The organism is Pseudidiomarina marina (assembly GCF_044807045.1).
Taxonomy (GTDB): domain Bacteria; phylum Pseudomonadota; class Gammaproteobacteria; order Enterobacterales; family Alteromonadaceae; genus Pseudidiomarina; species Pseudidiomarina marina.
Genome location: NZ_CP085233.1, coordinates 2,187,962 through 2,205,548, shown reverse-complemented (window position 1 = coordinate 2,205,548; position 17,587 = coordinate 2,187,962). Strand labels below are relative to the sequence as shown.

Sequence of the window (17,587 nt, the reverse complement as noted above, 5' to 3'; positions counted from 1 at the left end):
CGAATAACCAATAACGAATAACGAACAACGAATAACCAATAACGAACAACGCGATTAGAGATGCGGGTGGCGCAGTTGATAGCCGGTAGCACGCATCTTAGCATTGCTGAGCCGTTTGCTGCCGCGAGGCCCGACTTCATTCGTGCGCTTTAACCCGTCAATGGAAACGCCAAGTTGCTGTGCGATGCGCGCATAGGCTTGTTCTTGCAAGAGTGGCTCGTTGTCGCTAACGACGTAGATTTCTTCTTGTTGCTCAGGATGCTCGAGTAAATAGGTAATAAATCCAGCGACATCGTCGCTATGAATGCGATTTGTCCATGCTGGGGTGATCACAGCAGTACCGTCTTTTATTTGCTGCTTCAGACGCTCGCGACCCGGACCATAAATACCCGAACAACGTAATACCGAAACTTTTGCTGGGCTGCCAAGAATCACCTGTTCCGCTTGCAATAGCATTTCGCCACTATCGGAATCTGGTAACGTTGGGCTCGTTTCGTCAACCCACTCGCCATCGCGTTGGCCGTACACTCCGGTACTCGAAATATAAATAACTCGAGGCGCGGTAGTAAGTTGATGTAGCAAATGCTGTAGATGTCGGCATGGCACAACATAAGCCTGGTGGTAACCATCTCGACTGTAATTGGATGGTGTAAGAGTAATTACGATTGCATCAAATTGACGCGACAGTAATTGGTTTAAGTCGTGTTCACTATTGGCGTCGGCAGCGACGAGCTCAACGCCATTTATAACAGGTTTCGCTTCCGGTGTGCGACATGCCCCAACGACTTCCCAGCCAGATTCCAGTAACAAAGGTGCTGTGCGCTGGGCGATATCACCATAACCTAACAAAAGTACCTTGGGCATGTTTAAACAGCTCCTAACCAAACGTCCAAAAATAGCATGACGACTAATCCAACCATGAGCCCTGCAGTAGCGCGGCTGTGATGACCGTGTCGGTGCGTTTCAGGAATGATCTCATGACTAATCACAAACAGCATAGCACCGGCAGCAAATACCAATCCCCAAGGTAACAACAGCTCAGATAGATTCACGAAAACGCCACCAAACAGGCCCCCGAGAGGCTCAATAAGCCCGGTTAATCCGGCAACTAAAAAGGCTTTGATATGACTGTAACCAACTGCTACCAAGCCAACGGCAACGGCTAGCCCTTCTGGTAGATTTTGCAACCCGATACCCAGTGCTAATGAAAAAGCTGTTTCCTGCTGACCGCTTCCATAAGCGACGCCTACAGCTAAGCCTTCAGGAAAATTATGAATCGCAATAGCAAATATAAATAACCATACGCCGGCAATTTTGTCGCTGTTCGGCCCCTCGACGCCACTGATAAAGTGTTCGTGCGGCACCATCCGATCAAATAGCGCGATGGCAAAAGCACCAAGTAAGATACCGATAACAGCTATCGCGGCCGGCCATGGACCAGGACCATAAATATCGGTCGAAATATCAATTGATGGGACAATCAGTGAGAAAAAAGAAGCGGCGAGCATCACGCCTGCCGCAAAACCTAGTAGGGTATCGTTAAATCTCTCAGACGGCTTTTTTCCAATTAATATTGGCAGCGCCCCCACAGCTGTTAAACCACCAGTGATTGTACTCGCCAGTAACGCCGTGAGGACTAACTCCATGATTTATTCCTTTAGTTTTAATAACCTGCCGCATGACCGTCTTTACGGCTTTCTGATGCACCGTAATATACGCCTTCTTCATGATTACGCCAAATGGCTTGATAGCCGCCATACGGTCCCACAGCTTCTTGCAATGTATGCCCCATTTTGATGAGTTCGCGGCGGGTGTAATCGGAGAAACCATTCTCTAAACTAACGGCACCGCCATCGGTCATGACCTCACCCGTAGGCTGGCTCGAGCCGGTATGAAGAATTCGCGGCGCATCACCAGCTTCTTGTAGGTTCATGCCAAAATCAATCATATTGATGAGAATTTGTGCATGCATTTGCGGCTGCGTTGCACCCCCCATTACGCCATAACTCATAACTGGCTTACCATCTTTAGTGACGAAGGCGGGGATGATGGTATGAAACGGACGCTTGCCTGGCTCAAAAACGTTACGATGATTTTTATCAAGCGCAAATAATTCGCCACGGTTTTGAATCACAAAGCCAAGCCCTGTTGGCGTGATTCCCGAGCCCATGCCACGATAGTTGCTTTGAATGAGCGAGACCATGTTGCCATCTGCATCTGCAGTGGTGAGGTAAATGGTATCGCCTTCGGTTGGCGGATTGCCCGGTTCAAACGATTTGCCAGCGCGATTCATGTCAATGAGCTTCGCACGCTGTTTGGCGTAATCTTTGTCGAGTAAGCCTTGCACCGGTACTTCGTTAAAATCTGGGTCAGAGTAATATTTTGCGCGGTCTTCAAATGCCAATTTTTTTGCTTCAACAAATAAGTGAACATATTCAGGGCTATCAAAACCCATGCTAGCCAAGTCGTAGTTTTCTAGAATATTCAGGATTTGTTGAGCTGCGATGCCTTGTGTATTCGGCGGTAATTCCCACAAATCGTAGCCACGATAGTTGGTCGAAACAGGATTTATCCATGTTGATGTATGGCTCGCAAGATCGTCGTAACTTAAAAAACCACCATGCTTTTTCACAAAGGCATCGATGGTTTTGGCGATTTTGCCTTTATAAAACGCATCGCGACCTTCTTTTGCAATGAGTTTGTAGGTAGTGGCAAGGTCAGGGTTTTTGAACATTTTGCCTTTTTGCGGGGGGAGGCCATTCTTCATGAACACATCGGCAAAGCCCGGTTGATTTTTTAGTACGTCGGCGTTGCGCTCAAAATAGTAGGCAATCACTTCAGTAACTGGGAAACCGTTTTCAGCGTATTGAATAGCCGGTGCTAATACTTGTTCCATTGGCAATTTGCCGAATTTTTTATGCAGTTCAAACCAGCCATCAACTGCACCAGGTACAGAGAGCGGCAGAACCCCGCGTGCAGGAATAGACTCATACCCGTTCTCTAAAAAGTAATCTAAGGTAAGCGACTTCGGCGAACGACCAGACGCATTCAGACCGTGCAGGCGCTTGCCTTCTGCGTCCCACACTATTGCATATAAATCACCGCCAATACCGTTGCCCGTTGGCTCAACAAGTCCGAGAAGCGCATTTGCTGCAATAGCGGCGTCAATAGCATTACCGCCTGCTTGCATAATATCGAGTGCAACTTGAGTTGCGAGCGGTTGGCTGGTCGCTGCCATTGCATGTGGAGCCATGGCTTCTGAGCGGGTGGCAAAGTGATGACCGGTTATACGGTCAGCGGCAATGGCACTCATGCTCGCAGAGGCGCAACTAAGCGCAAAAAGGCAGCTCGCCGCCGCCACTTTCGATTTCTGAAAAAGAGACTTCATAATTAGACACTCCAGTTTTTCGTGAGGTATCGCTTCACTATATGGAGTGTGCATGGAATGAGCAATGTCCGTGATCGCAGATAACAGACCTACTACCGAGCCAACACCTCCTGACAAAATGGCTCAGCTTTGACTTTCGTGATGGATTGAGATGATTGCTGAATATCGTACTGAGCTTGACGCGTTAGCCAGTACTCGGCGGAAACACCAGTTGCAACCTCTAACTTAAGAGCAAGTTCAACCGACACCCCAGTGTGCCCATTAATGAAGCGCGATAATTGTTCACGTTTCATATATAACTTAGCCGCAGCTTCGGTTATTGAAATACCAAAACGCTTCAGGAACCGATCATTCAGTACTTGCCCCGGATGTTTGATTGCATGCTCTGTACTTGGTAATAGCTGCATAACTTATCCCTCTGAAAAATAATCGACATGGATAACAATGTTACCTCTATACTCGAAAGTGATAGCACCGCAAGATTCAACACCGTTGACGGTTAATACAACATTATTTACGCCGTGATATTGATAGACAGTCCAAAGTTTCGTGAAATCTTCTATGTGAAATTTGTCTGAGTTTAAATCAATTAAAATCTCCAAAATTTCAGATAATGTGGGTTCAGTAAAAGGTAAGCCTTCCACAATATTTTCACAGAAAAACGCCTCCAACGCTTTTGATCGAAAGTTATCAATCAAATAAACCTCCTTGTTTATTTTAGTTGAGCATTCGTAACACATCAAGTTACGGAGATATTCAGGCAACGCAAGTGGGCAGGGGAGAGAATAACGAGAGGAAAGTAAATTTTTAAGATTACTAAAAATTATTTATCTATTTAAAAACAAAAAGATAAATCTAGATATTCCACTATATAAGGTCGTTAAATAGCTTTAATCGTATGTTCAATTACGAACGTGATGAGCTTCAAATATGAAAAAACCGCCTAACGGCTGTGCCAAACGGCAATCCTGCCGTTTGGTCGAACCCTGAGAGTTCTCATCAAGTCCGCACTCTCCATCAGATACAAAAAAACCGCCTAACGGCGGTTCTCTTGTATCTGGCGGAGAGAGAGGGATTCGAACCCTCGATACAGCCTGAAATCTTATAACCTATTGAATTTATTGACTTCCTGAAGCCTATATTCTTTTGCTACTGTACCACTTTTCTGTACCGAATTAAATGCATAAACCTCTATATTCTCAATTGTATGGTCATATTTCAAACATTGATTTGCGCCTTAGAAAACACAGGAGGCTATCTAGTTGCTGAATCACATCCTCTAAGTTTTGGCTGGTTATTTTCTGAAGTTGGGTGCCCGAAGTTAAGCGGTCTAACTCAAACGTAAATGCTTCCACCTTGTCGTAAAAATCCGAACCTAAGATAGTCGAGCGAGGTACTATGAAATCCTTTAGTACCATTAAAAGTTCTTCGATATCTTTTATAATCTCTTGTTTTGCTAAAGCTTTTTCAGATGGGATGTTAGTAGAGTGACTATTGTCGCTTATAAATTGAGCGGCTCGGAAGTTGGGAATATCAGTATTAAGTTTGTAGGTAATCAACGAGAGTTTTGCATAGCACTCGGCTGAAATACTTGCTTGAAATCGACTTCGTTGCTGTTGTGTCCAAATAGGAAACGCAAGAAAAGCGGCAAAGCCAAGCATTAGCGTACCTATCGCCGTGATGATATTGCTAACCCCTTGGAACTGTGCAAGGTCATATCCAAACAAAGCACCGAGAGCAACAAGTCCAATAACGACTATGAAACAGGATATCCAACTTTCAAATATTTTTGCCATAATTTCAATCACCATCATCAAAATTCAGCTCAGGAACAAATCTTTTAAACCAATTCTTTAAAAGGGTATCTGTATTATTTTCCTCTGTCAGGTCTTTTACCAATCGCATGTAGGACATCACAGAGAACCTAGCAATATCATGAACCTTGTTAATCGACAAATTCAACGTTTCTTCAAACGGGGAAGACGCCCCGTGGCTGATTTCACTTCTTATCCTGTACAAGTCTTTACATGCTAGATGCATTTGACCTGCTTCAGCCCGAGATATAAAACCTATTTGTATCAATAATAGTGTGATGCGGTTTGCAAAAATCTTTTTCTTGCAAGAACGTTCTTTCTTGAAAAATACAAGGCGTTCTAGGCCCATTACATATTTAATTATTCGTGTGGGCGCACTCGTCTCACGAATAGCATCACCAATCCAGTATGTGGCATCAAGTAACCTACTTACTGCTGGTGGTGGTTTGCGAAGATTCAAAAATGAATCAATGCATATTGACTGGATCTCAATGTATTCGCGCATTTCGCCGTTTTGAACGTCATCCCAAAAACTGGGGTCGATTCCGGCATTTCCACCAGTAAAGCTTTGTTCAATATAATAATTCAATTTTCGAGATTCGCTAAATATCGAGTAGGCTTGTGGGGTGGGATTCAAATGAAACCCAACCTCCCATTTATTTGAATAAATTTGAGGCAAGAACAAATGGAGCAGATTGATAGCGTGGTACGCTGTTGTCTTTGCAATTTTTCTCGCAATCTCAAGTGAAGATACCGGAGGAGTATCGATGACTAAAAACCAAAAGAATTTTCTGTAGTGATTTTCAGTTTCAATCCAGTATTTTTCTATCACTTGGTCATCTAAATGTTTCCACTCACTATTGAGTAAGCGTTCAAGTTTCATCACGTTAATTAGTTTGGCAGAGCCGAAGTTTATTTCGTGTTCCTTATCTGTTGGGTAGCCTATGTTACAAGGAACTACGACTTGAAATGACTTGAGAGTTTCCATTATTCGCTCATTTAACTTTTTTAAAAATTTTTCGTCCGTTTCTAACCCTTGTATACGTCCAAATAAAAAATCACCGAACAACCCTAATGCAAGGTGGCGAACTTCATTAAATGTAACCCTCTTAAGATTGTTATCTTGCTGATAAGCGAGCTTAATCAAGGGAGTTAGTGCCTCGTATGATTTATCACCAATGTATATTTCACCACCCTCAGGGTGAGCAATTCTGGGTATGAATAACTTCTGCTTGCCCCTGAAATAGCTTGCGAGGTTGTTCTCTTTGGCAAATTGCTCGGCGAGCGTCGCCGCAATTAATATATTTTGTACGTTGTTCAATATAAAATCCCTATAAATTGAATTGGTCGAGTGGTTGTATGCCTATAGTTAGCCTGAAAATCGGCTTCTGGTAATAATGAAACATTGAATAATACATATTTCTTTCAGAGCTGAACTCTAAGCAATAATCGAAAGTCCTTATAACGTGTTACAACCCTATTGGTTTGGTTTAAAGGTAAAGCCCGAAATATCAGCTAATAAACCACGCAAAATTCTCTCTAGAACACTCTAATATCTACTAGTCTATATCTATCTTTATGTAATAGTTGATTATTTCGACGCCCGAACATTTTTCTAAAAAAATTTGTAAGCTAACTCGACTTGTTAAATTTCCAAGTCCCCCCCATAGAGGGAGGAGGTCATATCTTTGAGCTAATCATTTCTCCTGCTGTTTAATTTTTTCATTTAAAAATGAGGCAAGTGACTCGTCCAAAAATAATTTTGGGTTCCAATGGTCGGCTATCATATTTAACAAAAATGACTCTCCAGCTGCGGCAATTACCCCGAGTGCTGGGTTAATGAGCCCCAAACTAGTTGGAACTATAAAAGAAACGAGTCTTGATTGTATGTTCGACCTGCACGGTTTTAGTAACTCAATCATGACCTCTCTCTCGTCATAGTCCTTTTGTTTTATCCACTGCCTAAACAGTTCTGCTTGTCGGCTGTTTCGAATTTTGAGCACGTCTTGAAAATCAATTATTCCACCTTTCAGGAGTTCATATATATCTGGAACACCTTTATTTGAAAGAATCGTTTCGAAACACTCTACTGATTGGTCTTTTTGGCCGGTTAGTAAAATTTTTTGCTCTATATAATCTCGTGCAAAAGCGTCTTGAATTACTGTCTCTACACCTAGCTCTTTTTGCATGGCATACCCAGTTAGAACATCACATATTCTCAGGCCATTTAACGCTTTTTCAAGTGAGAATTGGGCATTTGGTCGGAAACCAAATTTCAGAGCATAGGCTTCCTGTTCAACATCCATTGATGCCTCTCTGACAATTAAACTCGAGTATTTATCAGTTGTTCCATCTTTTGGATTTACATCGAAAAATAAACGATATCTCTCTGTGAGCGTCCTAAGCTCTCCTTGAATCTTTTTATTTTCATGGCAGATTGATGATTCGTCTTTATAGATATCTTTGAGTGGAGCAAGTCGAATCATCGTTTCTAATTGCCAGTTGTCATTGTCACGATTACTAAACGTATAGTCATGAACATCATAAACCACTCTTATGGCATCATCTTTTAGCAAATCTAGCATATTCTCCCCACCTATCAGCTCGATGCAGTCCAAGTAATCTTGGTGACGTAAATAGACGGTGTTGTGGAGAATAAGACTCAAAAACAGCTTACGTATGGCAGAGTTGTATCCGTTAATAAATTCACTAGGTGAGCTGTAAAATCCAAGGAACGCTTTTGCGTCACTCATCCATTCTTGACGTTGCTCATTCCATGACTTCATTAAATTTAATTTCTTCGGGAAGTTATTAATTAGTATTGACGACAAAACTCTGCTCCAGTCGAAGGTTAAACTATTTCACTGTAACTCTAATTGATATTTTTTGCATGCCAGCTTAACAACCACAGATTTATCTTTTTTAGGTATAGAGTAGCGATACACTCGTATGAGACACAAAAAGTGTATCAATAGAGTTGATTTTTATATTTTGAGGCAGTATAACTTTAGCGGTCTAGACTTAAAAGAGACAGTTGAGGTTATACAGACATGCAAAACATTGGTTACATCCGAGTATCAACAGTTGACCAAAAGACCGACCGACAGCTTGACGGTATTCAGTTAGACCGAGTGTTCACTGATAAATGCTCAGGCTCTACTACCGAGCGTCCACAACTAGAACAGCTAAAGGCTCATGTCCGAGAGGGTGACATCGTTCATGTGCATAGCATTGACCGAATGGCTCGTAACCTAGAGGACTTACTCGATTTAATCAGGTTCTTCGATAACAAAGGTGTTCAGGTTCAATTCAAGAAAGAGAACATGACCTTTGGTGGTGCTGAGAACAACCCCATGCAGAAGCTCATTCTGTCAGTTATGGGATCTGTCGCTGAGTTTGAGCGAGCGATTATCTTAGAGCGCCAGCGAGAGGGTATAGAGAAAGCTAAACAACGTGGCGTTTACAAAGGGCGTAAGAAGTCTGTCGATAGAGACAAGGTGCTTGAGCTTCGCCAGCAAGGCGTTAAGAAGATGCAGATAGCCAAGAAGCTAGGGATTGGTCGAGCGACGGTCTATCGGATACTTGAAGAACAGGCTGAGGGCTAGTCTCTCAGTCTGCTTTAGTTGGCTCTATATAACTATCATTTATGGATTAGTTAATTTTTATATCACATCCCTATGGGGAGGCTAAGCCCCTGTTTTAGCGTTATCAAGTAACTCCCACCCCTATGACAAAGTTGCCGCAGTTGTGGTGGTCTTGTCGATACTTTGTCAGTGGCTAGTGATTTTCTGGTCATTGGCTTGGTAGATAATTACTCAATAACAATCAAGGTAACGGTGAGCTAAGAGTCGGTCTGTTAGTTACCAGTTAACTTGTCTTGGGTTGATTGATTAATAATCAAACTAAGTGATTTCGACTGGTCTATAAACAGATGACTAGCCTTGTCTTAGTAACCATCAACCATCTACTAGCCAAGCATTGACCAAGCACTAGACCTCACTGACTTCCTTTCATTAGTTGTTATTTAACCAAGCAGACGCTGGGGGTGACTTAGCTATCTTAGAGACGACCTTAAGTCATTAGGGTATGGTTTAGAAAACCTTGAGCCTACCTAGCGTCCTCTTACGGAGGACTACATGATTCAACAGTCAATTACACATTCAAAACGTAACTACGAATGGTCAAAGACATTATGTGAACACCATGATTTCACTGAGTTTGTTCGAGATGTATCTCTAGACACCAGCTCAGGGTTATCAGGTAGTGCAATAGATGACCTGCTTAGTGAGTGGTATCCAAGCATTAGCAACAGAGCTAAGCGTGGTACAAAGCAAGCCTTTCAGTCAGCCTTATTGAACATCGCTAATGCGCTGAGTGAAACCGACAGATACCAAGAGCCTACTGGATTTCTCTGCTCTACGCTGAGCAAGTACAAGCGAGAGATTAAGCGGTACAAAGACAACGACTTTAGCCGTGTACTCTTTGCATCGGTACTGAGAGATCTGGCTAATAGAGGCTTCTTGGCGCTTTACCGAGGGTTTAAAGGGAAGAACCATACGAAAGGACTGCTCTCCCTTTGGTTGCCAACAAATAGCGCTAGAGAGCTTCTCAGTGAACTTAGCGCCAGCTCTGAGGTGATACCATTTCACGATAGCGTTGAGCCGATTGTGCTTAAAGATGACGAGGGTGAACTCATCGACTACCGAGACAACGAAGAGACACGCTTAATGCGCTCAGAGCTAGAGCTATTGAATGAACTGAGAGAGTCAGTAACGTGGGCTTATCGTCCTGCTGAACGCATCCATATCGACACTGGTAAAGCGTTTCTAAGTGACCAATATGTGGCGCTAGGCTCTCGTAATGTCCGCTTCAAACGCTCATTCAAAGGTTCATTCAGTATCGGTGGTCGGTATTACGGGAATGCTCAGTGTCTAAGCAAGACTGAGCGCTCGACTATCATCATTAATGGTGAGCCAACGACTGAACAAGACATCAAAAGCATGCACGTTCGTATGCTCTACAACTATCTGGGGAAGCCAGCGCCAGCCGATGGTTATGACATTGACGGATATGACCGAGAGACAGCCAAGAAAGTGGCGTTAATTGCGCTTAATGCTGACTCAGAGAAGTCTGCCGCTGGCGCTATTCGTCAAAGTTTAGGGTTTACCTCAAATGAAGCAAAGCAAGCCATAGAGAGCTTTAGGCAAGCCCACAAGCCAATCGCTGAGTTCTTGTATTCGTCGAGTTGGAAGCAACTGCAATACTTAGATAGTGAACTGGCGAGGGGGATACAGCTAAAAGCCGCTGAACAGGGGATTCCAGTGATACCCATTCACGATAGCTTTCTAGCTGGTGCGAGCAAAGCTGATACTCTGGCTGAGATAATTCATAGCGAATACGAGCAACGCTTCGGTTTTCTACCTGTAATCTGTGCCTAGCGACAGCCCGAACATGCGTCGTGATGCTCTCGCAGTTTATTGCGAACAGATACGCACTGATTAGCGATACGCTTAGCTTCCTCAGTGTCACCACGAGTTAACGCTGCGAATGCTTCAACAACCACCATGTAGAACTTAACGTCTACCCACATGGCGTATGCGTAGAGTGCTTCTAGTGTTGCTAAGGTTTGCCAACCACCGTCTTTCTGAGAGTCGATTCTACGAACCTGCATATTTGCAGTCTCGTCAAAGTGCTTACTTACCTTTTTGACCGCCATTAACAACCTGCATATTTGCAGTTTCTTCCAAATGGTCACGTACCTTGTTACGCCATTGACTCGGTATACAAATATGCACAGCGAGTTAATTGGTCACGAGTATGACCGAACTGCAAATTTGCGGTATGGTTCAAATGAGTTCTGAGTTTACGTCGCCACTCGCTAGGACGTTTGTTTTCTTTGTCAGAAACGAATATGCGCCAAATATCATTAAGGTCGAACATTCCGTCTTCATTGGAAACGATGGTTGCGGTTGTGTTGTTGATTCAAAGCGCCAGCTTTGGAATCTTGTTCAACTCTCTACTCATCAGCTCTAATGAATACTCACCGTAAGTATCCGCTACATCACCTGAGCTATGACCTGTAATTCTGTCGCTGATTTCTTTCGGAATGCCAACGTCACGAGCGATGGTCTTGAATGAATGCCGAAAGCCATGCATTGGTTTAGCGTTGCTACCTAACTTGAGTTCTTCTCGGAAGTATTCACCAAGCCATTTTGAGACTCGACCTGAGAAGCGTCCGTCGCTACCTTGCTTGAGTTTCGGGAATACTCGACCATCATTCGCTTGTTGAGCGACATAACCCAAGAAACCAAGCTCTAACAGATGGGCGTGAAGCGGCACTCTGCGAACGCTAGATTTGTTCTTCACGCTCTTGTCTGAGCTATCAGCGATGATATGAATGTAAGCAATACTGTTTTCATGTTTGATGTCACGAACGTAAAGCTGAGCTAGTTCCTCTACCCGAGCGCCAGTGTAGTAGGCGAGTAACGGCAACCAATAGACGGCTTCACCGTAAACGCCAGTCTTAGGTCGGTGATTATCAGTAAAGATGCCACTAGAGAATATGCGTTTGAGTTGCTCAGCGTTGTATTGTTTCTGAGAGCCATCGTTTCGTTCATCAGCTAGCGTTAAGCGCTTGGTTGCTCCGTGAACAGGGTTGCTGGCGCACAACTCATTTTCAACGGCATATTCAAACAACGAGCTAACCGCCATGAGTTGCTTGCGAACGGTTTTAGGCGAAAGCAGGGTTAGACCTTTACGTTGAGCGAGGTCGATCTGCTCGTTTAATGGTCGACCTGCGACATCTCGTGTCGGTCTACTCGGTAGCTGTAACAATATCGCTCTGAATTCATTGATGTCTCGCTTTGTTACTTCAGCAATTGACTTGTCACCAGTGAACTCAATAAAGCGTTTTATGGCTATCGAGTAGTCTCTCAAGGTTTTATCTACCGTACGCTCGTTCTTCGTACTATGGAGCCGCATAGACACTTTGTAGCGTTCAAATACAGAGGATATTTCGTCCTCTGTTTTTTTCTTTTCACTGTATAAACGAACGACATTAGGTGACTCAGTGTTTGACTGAGACAGCTCAGCGTTCGCCATTGGTTGTAGCTGTGGCTCTGTACCTGTTAACCGTACAAGGTCAATGACATCTTGGCGTAGCTTAGGGATGACCTCAGCGATAGCTTGAAGTAGTCGTTTGAACTGCTCACTATCACGAGGAACAGCTCTGTTGGCTTCTCTGAGCAGACTCTCCGCATCATCAGCGAATAACTCGTAAAGCTCAGCGTTCACATCAAGAGGTACTTCGCTGGCGCTTAGGTCATTTGCTAGGTCGACTGCTGTTACCACTTCATCAGGCATAGCGTTGGCATGAGCTTGCCAAGCATTCAACCTAACTATCATCATGTCGTACTTAAGCATGTCAGGAGTGCCAAGCGTAGGGCTATCCATCATGCGCTTAAGTTCTTGGTTGTAGTAGCGTGTCGCTAGAATCTTGATGTCTCGTAGGTTCAGATTGTCGGGCTGAGCTAGAGCTTTTTCTTCGTATTGCTGGCGCTGTTGAACGACAAGCCGAGCTTTTTCAAACTCAGCGTCAATGCCAGCGTATATCGTGGGAAATAACTTGCGAGCTTCGGCAAGACTCTTTGTACCAAGTGAGCGCTTGATTTCGTGCTTGCCGATAATTTCTCTAAGAGCTTTCGGAACAGCTCTACGGACTTGATAAACGCCCGTTTTCGGATGCTTATATGGTTGTGCCATAACACTCATTCTGTACCACCTTTCTGTACCACTCTTGTACATACTCAGGGTCAATAAATCACTGTTATATAAGCTAATCTTTGAATTTCAAAGACTTAAGTAATCTGGCGGAGAGAGAGGGATTCGAACCCTCGATACGCGGTTAGCGTATACACACTTTCCAGGCGTGCTCCTTCAACCACTCGGACACCTCTCCTGAAGGTGGCGGTATGATAGGGAAAAGCCCCGGTTAAATCAACTACGCTTGGAAAACAAAAGCGATATTCGCTATTGGATATTCGATATTAGAACTGATGTATCGGGTATTTGGCTTTAACCAATATCCAATATCCAATAGCTAATATCGTAATCGCAGTTCCGTTTCAGACCTAAGTCGTATGGGAAAAAGCTGGTAACGCGCTACATTAGACGAAGTAGTAGTAGATAAGGATTTTTACCATGAGTTACCCGCGCGAATATGAATCTTCGTTGCAACGCACCGAGGCGTTTTGGCTAAAGCAAGCAGGGCAGTTGCACTGGTTTAAGGAGCCGAGCAAAGCATGCCAGTTAAAGGCTAATGGAACGGCTGATTGGTTTGCGGATGGTGAGTTGAATGTGTCGTTTATGGCATTGGATTACCATGTTGATAACGGTAGGGGTGACCAAATTGCGCTGATTTATGACTCGCCAGTAACCGAAACGAAACAGCAGTATACATATCGCCAGTTGCGTGATGAAGTTGCCTTGTTTGCTGGGTTGTTAAAGAAACACCATGTCAAAAAAGGCGATCGTGTTGTTATTTATATGCCGATGATTCCTCAGGCTGCTATTGCAATGCTCGCCTGCGCTCGGTTAGGTGCGATTCACTCGGTGGTGTTTGGTGGTTTTGCACCCCATGAACTTGCTGTGAGAATTGATGATGCGACACCTAAGGTGGTGGTAACAGCTTCATGTGGTGTCGAGGTGAATCGCGTTATTCCGTATAAGCCGATGGTAGATAAAGCAATCGCTGAAGCCGTACATAAGCCAGCAAATGTGATGGTATATCAGCGTGAACAATGTCATGCCGATTTAACTCAACCGGGCGACTTAGATTGGCAGGCTGAGGTTGCGAAAGTGACGCCAGCCGAATGCACCGTAGTACCAAGTACACATCCGCTGTATGTGTTGTATACATCGGGTACCACGGGTAAGCCAAAGGGCGTGGTACGCGACACCGGCGGCTACGCAGTAGCGCTTAAGTATTCCATGCAAACTGTTTATGACATCAAGCCGGGTCAGGTTATGTTTACGGCGTCGGATGTCGGCTGGGTTGTTGGTCATTCGTATATTGTTTATGGTCCATTGCTCGCTGGCGCGACGACTATATTGTATGAAGGAAAACCTGTTAGAACGCCGGATGCAGGGGCATTTTGGCGTATTTGTTCTGAGTATAAAGTTGCGGTTTTATTCAGCGCGCCAACTGCGTTTCGCGCGGTTAAAAAGGAAGATCCCGAAGGTAAGTTATTAGAGCAATATGATCTTAGTGCGTTAGAGCGTATTTATATGGCAGGAGAGCGTCTGGATCCGCCAACCTATGAATGGACGACCGAAGTTACCGGAAAGCCAGTTTATGACCATTGGTGGCAGACAGAATCTGGTTGGCCGATTTGCGCAAACCCAGTTGGTATTGCGGAGCATCCCATTAAGCCAGGCTCAGCGACCTTGCCAATGCCGGGTTACGATGTGCGTATTTTGGATTATAAAGGCCAAGAGATTGCTGCCAATGAGCAGGGTGCAGTAGCGATTAAGTTGCCGTTACCGCCAGGTTGCTTGACCACAATTTGGAATGATGAAGCGCGTTTTGTTAGTGGCTATTTGCGTGAGTTTGATGGTTACTATTCAACTGGCGACGGTGGTTATAAGGACGATGATGGTTACGTTTTTATTATGGGACGTACCGATGACGTCATTAATGTCGCCGGGCACCGTTTATCCACCGGCGAAATGGAAGAAGTTCTCGCGAAAGATACTGCCGTTGCCGAATGCGCAGTCATTGGTGTGCAAGACTCTTTGAAAGGCCAGGTACCGGTTGGTTTGGTGATTACGAAAGATGGCGTGACGATCAGTGATGACGAGTTGAGCTCTCGTCTTGTGCAACTGGTGCGGGATGAAATTGGTGCCGTCGCGTGTTTGAAGAAAATTTTAGTAGTACCGCGGCTACCCAAGACTCGCTCAGGTAAAATTTTGCGGCGCGTCTTGCGCCAAATTGCTGATGGCGAAGAGGTGGTGGTACCGTCAACGATTGATGACCCTACCTGTATTGACGAAATTCGCGAGCGCTTAAGCTAACTCGCGATTCGTTTAAAGTTCTTCGGCAGCGTCGTTTTCGGGGCGTTTCTTTGACTTCGATGCGGTGCTGCTTTTCTTTGCTTGCGTTTTTGATAGTGATTCGGTTTGTACTCTTGCGTCGCTATTCCAACTACGAATATGCAAGTCGCGTTGCGGGAATGGAATCTCGATACCATGTTCTTCCAACGATGTATGAATTTCCCACATAAACGCCGCTCTCACGGCACTTGGACGATTCACAGCCTCAGGTTTGAGCCAGACCACGAGTTCAAAGTTCAGCGAACTGTCACCAAACTCGGTAAGCCATACTTGCGGTGGACGGTGACTTCCATCATTCAGGGTATGTGGAACGCGCTCTGCGGCCTCGAGGACGGCTTTCCTGACCAGCTCTTTGTCGGTACCGTAAGCAACGCCGAAGCCAATCTTAATTCGGCGTAATGTATCGCGCATAGTCCAATTGGTGACGCGTCCGGAAACAAACTCCGAATTAGGGACAATAATATCGATGTTGTCATTGGTTGTGACAATGGTGCTGCGGATATTAATTTCTTTCACTTCGCCGGTAACACCTGACTCAAGTTCGACAAAATCGCCAACTTTTAAGGTTTTTTCGAATAACAACATGATGCCGGCGGTGAAGTTGCTGATGAGGTTTTGCAAACCAAAACCAACGCCCACACCAAGCGCACTAGCAAAGATGGCGAATTTTGTCAGATCAATGCCTACTGATGACACGGCAATCAAGGCACCAATCACCATCACCACGTAATGAGTGATACGTGTTAGTGCATAAACTGACGATTGCGCCATTGATTTACGATAGCTGGCAATACGACGCAGGGCATTCTGTAATAGCCGCGAGAAGATGTAAGTGACGACCAGTATCAGCACCACACGGAAAATCGAACCGTAGGTGATTGATGTTTCGCCTACTTTAAAGAGTTCGGTTTGCAACCATCCAAACAAATGTTTCGTTTCAGCGAGAAATTGCTCCATGCAGCGTTATCCCATTTGTGCTTGTAAATAAAGCTCTAATCCTAACTTCTCGATGAGTTCTAATTGCTGGCGTAGCCAATATGCATGATCTTCTTCCGTGTCTTTTAAGATTCCAATGAGCATATCTCGCGAGACAAAGTCACCGGCCTGTTCGCAAAACTTAATCACACTGCGCAGTGTTCGCGCATTGCCGTACTCCAATTCTAAATCGTTCGCGAGCATGGTAGGTACTTCGTTAGCAATGGTGTGAGGTTCGCGCCCATTCATATTGGGTTGACCACCCAGAAACAGAATGCGTCGAATCAGTAAATCGGCGTGTCCACGTTCGTCATCCACTTCGTGGTTAATGCGTTCATAGAGTTTTTCTAAACCCATATCTTCATAGATACGTGAATGCGCGGTGTATTGATCGATAGAGGTTAGCTCGTACGCAAGTAGCTTATTCAGTTGCTCTACAATGGCTTGATGGTCAAGATTCATGTTCACTCCTTATTCGCTATCAAGTTTGGTTTGTAAGTACTTCGCTAGACCAATCTTTTCGACCAAATCAAGCTGCGTTTCTAACCAGTCGAGATGCTCTTCTTGTTGTTCAAGTATTTCTGTTAATTCGTCACGGCTCACGTAATCCTGTGCACCTTCGCACACAGCAATTGCGGCGCGAATAGCGAGAACATCGTCCATTTGAACTTTGTGATCAAGCTGCAGCATTTCATGCGGATCTTCACCAATATAGAGTTTGCCAAGATCTTGCAGGTTCGGCAGGCCACCTAAGAATAAAATACGCTCGATGATGTCATCAGCGTGTTTCATTTCATAAATAGATGCTTTATAGATTTTGCTATTGAGCTCACCAAATCCCCAGTTTTTGTACATGCGGGCATGCAAAAAATATTGATTAATAGCGGTAAGCTTGCGGGTGAGTATGCGATTAAGCTCTTGTAAAACCTTACTGTCGCCTTTCATGACTACAACTCCTAACTGTTATTTTCTAACAGCTTAAGCGTAGCACACCTCGACTGGCAATAAAGTTTCAGATTTTAATCGTGCATTACGTTCAGCGACGGCGTCTTTTACAATGTCTTTCGCACACTGATTACAGCAGCCACACTGCGTTCCAACGCCATATTGCTGGCGCAGTTCACGCATACTGCTTAAGCCATCGTCGACGGCACGACGAATGGTTTTATCTGTGACACCTTTGCATAGACATACGTACATAGTTAGCTCCGTACTTTAACGGAACTAATGATAACGCAAACAAGAATGATTCGCAATAAAAACGAAAAAGGATATTTGCTATTGGATATTAGATATTAGT

General features: G+C 44.4%; 17 protein-coding genes and 1 tRNA gene. 3 read left to right on the top strand and 15 right to left on the bottom strand.

Annotated elements, in window-relative coordinates:
- Positions 1-54: 54 nt before the first annotated feature.
- The 8 genes from LG272_RS10550 to LG272_RS10515 all read right to left on the bottom strand — a co-directional run bounded on the left by LG272_RS10550 (position 55) and on the right by LG272_RS10515 (position 7,988).
- Positions 55-864, bottom strand: a complete 810-nt coding sequence (locus tag LG272_RS10550) for an SDR family oxidoreductase (RefSeq protein ID WP_404408421.1) — start codon at positions 862-864, stop codon at positions 55-57.
- 2 nt (positions 865-866) lie between these two features.
- Positions 867-1,646, bottom strand: coding sequence for a ZIP family metal transporter (locus LG272_RS10545; protein WP_404408419.1), 780 nt, complete (start codon positions 1,644-1,646; stop codon positions 867-869).
- 17 nt (positions 1,647-1,663) lie between these two features.
- Positions 1,664-3,388 (bottom strand): gamma-glutamyltransferase, encoded by a 1,725-nt coding sequence (gene ggt, locus LG272_RS10540; RefSeq protein WP_404408417.1) that lies wholly within the window; start codon positions 3,386-3,388, stop codon positions 1,664-1,666.
- Positions 3,389-3,480: 92 nt separating this feature from the next.
- Positions 3,481-3,795 carry a HigA family addiction module antitoxin gene (locus LG272_RS10535; RefSeq protein ID WP_404408415.1) on the bottom strand — a complete coding sequence of 105 codons (315 nt, stop codon included), beginning with the start codon at positions 3,793-3,795 and terminating at the stop codon, positions 3,481-3,483.
- A gap of 3 nt (positions 3,796-3,798) precedes the next feature.
- The gene (locus LG272_RS10530) at positions 3,799-4,086 is read right to left on the bottom strand and encodes a hypothetical protein (RefSeq protein WP_404408413.1); all 288 of its coding nucleotides are present in this window, start codon (positions 4,084-4,086) and stop codon (positions 3,799-3,801) included.
- Between the two features lie 513 nt (positions 4,087-4,599).
- Positions 4,600-5,202, bottom strand: a complete 603-nt coding sequence (locus LG272_RS10525) for a hypothetical protein (RefSeq protein WP_404408411.1) — start codon at positions 5,200-5,202, stop codon at positions 4,600-4,602.
- Entirely contained in the window at positions 5,189-6,523 is a 1,335-nt protein-coding gene (locus LG272_RS10520; protein ID WP_404408409.1) for a hypothetical protein, read from the bottom strand. Before LG272_RS10520 ends, LG272_RS10525 begins: the two co-directional genes overlap by 14 nt.
- A 376-nt stretch (positions 6,524-6,899) precedes the next feature.
- Complete coding sequence (locus LG272_RS10515) at positions 6,900-7,988, bottom strand: hypothetical protein (RefSeq protein WP_404408407.1); 1,089 nt, start codon at positions 7,986-7,988, stop codon at positions 6,900-6,902.
- A 264-nt stretch (positions 7,989-8,252) separates the two neighbouring features.
- On the opposite strand from LG272_RS10515, the gene LG272_RS10510 reads away from it, so the two are divergent.
- Both LG272_RS10510 and LG272_RS10505 read left to right on the top strand, forming a co-directional pair.
- Positions 8,253-8,807 (top strand): recombinase family protein, encoded by a 555-nt coding sequence (locus LG272_RS10510; RefSeq protein ID WP_404408405.1) that lies wholly within the window; start codon positions 8,253-8,255, stop codon positions 8,805-8,807.
- A gap of 531 nt (positions 8,808-9,338) precedes the next feature.
- Complete coding sequence (locus LG272_RS10505; protein WP_404408403.1) at positions 9,339-10,640, top strand: hypothetical protein; 1,302 nt, start codon at positions 9,339-9,341, stop codon at positions 10,638-10,640.
- Here LG272_RS10505 and LG272_RS10500 read toward each other — a convergent pair.
- The 3 genes from LG272_RS10500 to LG272_RS10490 all read right to left on the bottom strand — a co-directional run bounded on the left by LG272_RS10500 (position 10,637) and on the right by LG272_RS10490 (position 13,159).
- Positions 10,637-10,873, bottom strand: coding sequence for a hypothetical protein (locus tag LG272_RS10500; protein ID WP_404408401.1), 237 nt, complete (start codon positions 10,871-10,873; stop codon positions 10,637-10,639). The two genes, LG272_RS10505 and LG272_RS10500, sit on opposite strands and share 4 nt — an antisense overlap.
- A 311-nt stretch (positions 10,874-11,184) precedes the next feature.
- Positions 11,185-12,972, bottom strand: a complete 1,788-nt coding sequence (locus tag LG272_RS10495; RefSeq protein ID WP_404408399.1) for a DUF6538 domain-containing protein — start codon at positions 12,970-12,972, stop codon at positions 11,185-11,187.
- Positions 12,973-13,068: 96 nt separating this feature from the next.
- Positions 13,069-13,159: transfer RNA gene (locus tag LG272_RS10490), tRNA-Ser, on the bottom strand.
- 242 nt (positions 13,160-13,401) lie between these two features.
- On the opposite strand from LG272_RS10490, the gene LG272_RS10485 reads away from it, so the two are divergent.
- Entirely contained in the window at positions 13,402-15,273 is a 1,872-nt protein-coding gene (locus LG272_RS10485) for a propionyl-CoA synthetase (RefSeq protein ID WP_404408397.1), read from the top strand.
- Positions 15,274-15,285: 12 nt separating this feature from the next.
- On the opposite strand, the gene LG272_RS10480 is transcribed toward LG272_RS10485, so the two are convergent.
- The 4 genes from LG272_RS10480 to LG272_RS10465 are packed head-to-tail and all read right to left on the bottom strand — an operon-like array spanning position 15,286 to position 17,487.
- Positions 15,286-16,269 carry a mechanosensitive ion channel family protein gene (locus tag LG272_RS10480; RefSeq protein ID WP_404408395.1) on the bottom strand — a complete coding sequence of 328 codons (984 nt, stop codon included), beginning with the start codon at positions 16,267-16,269 and terminating at the stop codon, positions 15,286-15,288.
- A gap of 6 nt (positions 16,270-16,275) precedes the next feature.
- Positions 16,276-16,749 (bottom strand): bacterioferritin, encoded by a 474-nt coding sequence (bfr, locus tag LG272_RS10475; RefSeq protein WP_126759256.1) that lies wholly within the window; start codon positions 16,747-16,749, stop codon positions 16,276-16,278.
- A gap of 9 nt (positions 16,750-16,758) precedes the next feature.
- Positions 16,759-17,232, bottom strand: coding sequence for a bacterioferritin (gene bfr, locus LG272_RS10470; RefSeq protein WP_126759255.1), 474 nt, complete (start codon positions 17,230-17,232; stop codon positions 16,759-16,761).
- 33 nt (positions 17,233-17,265) lie between these two features.
- Positions 17,266-17,487, bottom strand: a complete 222-nt coding sequence (locus tag LG272_RS10465) for a bacterioferritin-associated ferredoxin (RefSeq protein ID WP_126759254.1) — start codon at positions 17,485-17,487, stop codon at positions 17,266-17,268.
- Positions 17,488-17,587: the final 100 nt, after the last annotated feature.

Bases quoted from the DNA above. Each gene is read 5' to 3' on its own strand.
- LG272_RS10550 (WP_404408421.1), bottom strand. From the start codon at position 864: ATGCCCAAGGTACTTTTGTTAGGTTATGGTGATATCGCCCAGCGCACA.
- LG272_RS10545 (WP_404408419.1), bottom strand. From the start codon at position 1,646: ATGGAGTTAGTCCTCACGGCGTTACTGGCGAGTACAATCACTGGTGGT.
- ggt (WP_404408417.1), bottom strand. From the start codon at position 3,388: ATGAAGTCTCTTTTTCAGAAATCGAAAGTGGCGGCGGCGAGCTGCCTT.
- LG272_RS10535 (WP_404408415.1), bottom strand. From the start codon at position 3,795: ATGCAGCTATTACCAAGTACAGAGCATGCAATCAAACATCCGGGGCAA.
- LG272_RS10525 (WP_404408411.1), bottom strand. From the start codon at position 5,202: ATGATGGTGATTGAAATTATGGCAAAAATATTTGAAAGTTGGATATCC.
- LG272_RS10515 (WP_404408407.1), bottom strand. From the start codon at position 7,988: ATGAAGTCATGGAATGAGCAACGTCAAGAATGGATGAGTGACGCAAAA.
- LG272_RS10510 (WP_404408405.1), top strand. From the start codon at position 8,253: ATGCAAAACATTGGTTACATCCGAGTATCAACAGTTGACCAAAAGACC.
- LG272_RS10505 (WP_404408403.1), top strand. From the start codon at position 9,339: ATGATTCAACAGTCAATTACACATTCAAAACGTAACTACGAATGGTCA.
- LG272_RS10500 (WP_404408401.1), bottom strand. From the start codon at position 10,873: ATGCAGGTTCGTAGAATCGACTCTCAGAAAGACGGTGGTTGGCAAACC.
- LG272_RS10495 (WP_404408399.1), bottom strand. From the start codon at position 12,972: ATGAGTGTTATGGCACAACCATATAAGCATCCGAAAACGGGCGTTTAT.
- LG272_RS10485 (WP_404408397.1), top strand. From the start codon at position 13,402: ATGAGTTACCCGCGCGAATATGAATCTTCGTTGCAACGCACCGAGGCG.
- LG272_RS10480 (WP_404408395.1), bottom strand. From the start codon at position 16,269: ATGGAGCAATTTCTCGCTGAAACGAAACATTTGTTTGGATGGTTGCAA.
- bfr (WP_126759256.1), bottom strand. From the start codon at position 16,749: ATGAATCTTGACCATCAAGCCATTGTAGAGCAACTGAATAAGCTACTT.
- bfr (WP_126759255.1), bottom strand. From the start codon at position 17,232: ATGAAAGGCGACAGTAAGGTTTTACAAGAGCTTAATCGCATACTCACC.
- LG272_RS10465 (WP_126759254.1), bottom strand. From the start codon at position 17,487: ATGTACGTATGTCTATGCAAAGGTGTCACAGATAAAACCATTCGTCGT.